This window comes from Mesorhizobium sp. M5C.F.Ca.IN.020.32.2.1 (assembly GCF_004023105.1).
GTDB classification, from domain to species: Bacteria; Pseudomonadota; Alphaproteobacteria; order Rhizobiales; family Rhizobiaceae; genus Mesorhizobium; species Mesorhizobium wenxiniae.
In genome coordinates this window covers 1-3393 of record NZ_RZSX01000708.1, presented here as the reverse complement: position 1 = coordinate 3393, position 3393 = coordinate 1, and the positions used below count along the sequence as shown (strand labels likewise).

At 64.1% G+C, this 3393-nt stretch carries 3 protein-coding genes; 1 reads left to right on the top strand and 2 read right to left on the bottom strand.

Annotated features, from left to right (window positions below):
• The coding region (locus tag EOA86_RS27430; RefSeq protein ID WP_128344548.1) for a DUF2865 domain-containing protein at positions 1-1079 on the top strand (1079 nt) is incomplete at its 5' end.
• Here EOA86_RS27430 and gltX read toward each other — a convergent pair.
• Both gltX and EOA86_RS27420 read right to left on the bottom strand, forming a co-directional pair.
• Positions 997-2370: a glutamate--tRNA ligase gene (gene gltX / locus EOA86_RS27425; protein WP_128344546.1), complete on the bottom strand. Its 1374-nt coding sequence runs from the start codon at positions 2368-2370 to the stop codon at positions 997-999. The genes EOA86_RS27430 and gltX overlap by 83 nt on opposite strands.
• Before the next feature lie 133 nt (positions 2371-2503).
• Positions 2504-3393: ATP-binding cassette domain-containing protein (locus tag EOA86_RS27420; RefSeq protein ID WP_128344544.1), on the bottom strand; the 890-nt coding region annotated here is incomplete at its 5' end.

Below are 3393 nucleotides of genomic sequence, written 5' to 3'. Positions count from 1 at the left end.
CCGATCTCGCGACCGTTTCGCGCGGTGGCGGCGGCAAACCGGCCCTGCTCAGGAAATACGATGATGCGATCGTGCGGCAGCGGGAGCAGATTTCCAAGGTAAGCCGCCAGTCCGACAGCGCCGGCTGCGGCTTTTCGCTGCTCGGCCGCAATCGCAACGCTTGCGCCGCACTCGAGGCCACGCTCGACCGCATGAACGCCAATCTCGATGCCCTGCAGGTCAAGCGCGCGCAGCTCGCCGGCGGCGGCTCGCGCCGCGATCGCGCACGCATATTGGCCTCACTCGACGCCAATGGCTGTCGCGACAGCGTCGTGCCTTCGAGGCGTGCTCCTGTCCTCGAAGCGAGCCGTGAAAACGGCGAAGAAAGCCTGCTCGATCGGCTTTTGGGCGACGCCACAAATCACCCCGATGCGCTGGACGAGCCGAGCGATCCCGACGAAGAGCGCGGTGTCCGCACCATGATCAATCAGCCCGACGGCATGGACCTGCCACGCCTTGGCGGCGAATTCCGCACAATGTGCGTGCGCACCTGCGACGGCTATTTCTTCCCGATGTCGAATGCCGCCTCGCTGGGCGATTTCGAGCGCGACCAGAAGAACTGCGATTCTAGTTGCCCCGGCACCGAGATGCAGGTGTTTTATACGCGCGGCATTGGCGACGACTCGGCTGACATGACGTCTTCGGTAACCGGCAGGCCCTACAGCGAACTGCCGACCGCCTATCTCTACAAGCAGCCCGAAACGTTGCGCCCGCCGGCCTGCGGCTGCAACGCTGCACAGAATTTCGAGATCATTGCCGGCAATCCGCCAAGCCCGGAACAGACCGAGGCCGATGTGGAGTCCAAGCCGCTCATTCCGGTGCCTGTCGCCAAAGCCGATCAAGGCGCCGACCCCGAGACTTTGGCAAATGTCGAAGGCGGGCGCGATCGCGAAGCCATCAACCGCCTCGCCGTCAAACCCTCGCCGACGACTTTGCCGCCGCCGGGACGGCGCAAGGTCAGGGTCGTCGGGCCAACGTTCCTTCCCGACCCAGCAGCGGCAACAGATCTGCAAGCTCCGGCCCCGAAGGCTGCCCCGTAAGCGCCAGCCTGAGCGGCATGAACAGCGCCTTGCCCTTGCGGCCGGTCGCTTCCCTGATCCTGCCCGTCCACTCCTTCCAGACCGACCCGTTCCAGGGGTCTTCCGGCAAAAGGTCGAACGCCTGGCGCAGGAAATCGCGGTCGACGTCGGAAAAGTCCGGCTGCTCCTGCGGGCCGTGGCGAAGTGTGCGCCACCAGATTGCTGCATCGGCCAGCCTGTCGAGATTGCCGCGCACCGCCAGCCAGAAGGGCTCGGCCTTTTCGCCGGAAATGCCGAGCACGATCAGCCGGTCGCGCGCCTCGGAAAACGGCATATGGTGGAGCAGTGTGCGGTTGAGCACGAAGAGCTCGTCCGGATCGAATTTGGCGGCGGATTTCGACGTCGCGGCCGGATCGAAGCGCCGGGCAAGCTCGGTCATATCAGGCACCGCCACTACGTTTTCCGACGTGCCGACAAGCACGGCCAGCGAGGCAACGGCCATCGGTTCGATGCCGGTCTCGCGTAGGCTCTCGATGGACAGCGCGCCGCTCCGCTTCGACAGGCCTTCGCCCGATGCAGTGGTCAACAGATTGTGGTGGCCGAACACCGGCGGCTCGGCACCCAGTGCCTGGAACAGCGCGATCTGCACGCCCGTGTTGGTGACGTGGTCGTCGCCACGGATGACATGGCTGATCCCCATCTCGATGTCATCGACCACCGAGGGCAGAGTATAGAGATAGGTGCCGTCCTCGCGCATTAGAACCGGGTCGGAAAGCGAGGCAAGGTCGACGGTCTCCACGCCGCGCACCAGATCGTTCCAGTGGATTTCGGTGCGCTCCGGCTGCAGAGGATCGCTGGTGAAATTGGGCAGGAGGAAGCGCCAATGCGGCCGCCGACCATCGGACTGGTATTCGGCGATCTGCTCAGGGGTCAGCGTCAGCGCTTCGCGGCCGTAGACCGGCGGCAGGCCGCGCGTGCGGCGCACCTTGCGCCTGAGATCGAGCTCTTCCGGTGTTTCATAACATGCATAGAGGAGGCGCGCCGCCTTCAATTTCTCCATCGCCGCATCGTAGATCTCGAAGCGCCGTGACTGGTACTCCGTGGCGTCGGGAAAGATGCCCAGCCAATGCAGGTCGTAGAGGATGGCGTCGGAGAATTCCTGCGTCGAGCGGGCGACGTCGGTGTCGTCGAAACGCTGGATGAAGCGGCCCTTGTTGTTCATGGCGAACAGCCAGTTGAACAGCGCAGTGCGCGCATTGCCGATATGAATGCGGCCGGTGGGTGAAGGGGCGAAACGGACGGTAACTGTCATGAACGGGGCGTACCGGATGGTTTTGCTGTTGACAAGACACGCCCCCGCGCTTGGCCGCAGACATAGAACATGACGAGGGCGATGAAAAGGCAGCAGCGCCGCGCGTCCATTAAGACACGCGGCGCTGTAAGCGTCAGATCGCCAGCCCCTTGGTCAATTCGAGCGCCTGGCGCTCGAACAGCCGGCGGTAGATGCCGCCCTGCAGCCGGATCAGTTGGTCATGCGAACCCTCTTCGATGATGCGGCCGCGATCGAACACCAGAAGCCTGTCCAGCGCCCGTACCGTCGAAAGCCGGTGCGCGATGACGAGCGTTGTGCGGCCAACCATCAACCGCTCCATCGCCTGCTGGATCAGCACCTCCGATTCCGAATCCAGGCTGGATGTCGCCTCGTCCAGAATGAGGATCCGCGCGTCGGCGAGGAAAGCCCGCGCGATCGCCACGCGCTGGCGCTCGCCGCCCGATAGTTTCACGCCGCGTTCGCCGACCAGCGTGCGGTAACCCTTCGGCAGGCCGACGATGAAGTCGTGCGCACTTGCCAGCCGTGCTGCGTGCTCGATTTCGGCTTGCGTGGCGCTCGGCCGGGCATAGGCGATGTTTTCGGCCAGCGACCGGTGGAACAGAATCGGCTCCTGCTGGACGATGGCTATCTGCCCGCGCAGCGATGCCTGCGCCACCCCAGCAATATCCTGGCCGTCGATCAGGATCGTTCCCGCGTTCACGTCGTAAAGGCGCTGGATCAGCTTGACGAAGGTCGTCTTGCCCGAGCCCGAATGGCCGACCAGCCCGATGCGTTCGCCCGGCGCGATATCCACCGAAAAGTCGCGATAGAGCGGCAGTCGATGGCTGCCATAATGGAAGGTGACGTTGTCGAAGCTGATGCGACCGTCGGTGATGCGGATCGGTTTGGCGCCGGGCGCATCCTCGATACCGAGCGGCTCGGACTGGAAGTCGACCAGTTCCTCCATGTCGTTGATCGAGCGCTGCAAATTGCGGATGTGCGTGCCGATGTCGCGCAAATAGC

Bases quoted from the DNA above. Each gene is read 5' to 3' on its own strand.
- gltX (WP_128344546.1), bottom strand. From the start codon at position 2,370: ATGACAGTTACCGTCCGTTTCGCCCCTTCACCCACCGGCCGCATTCAT.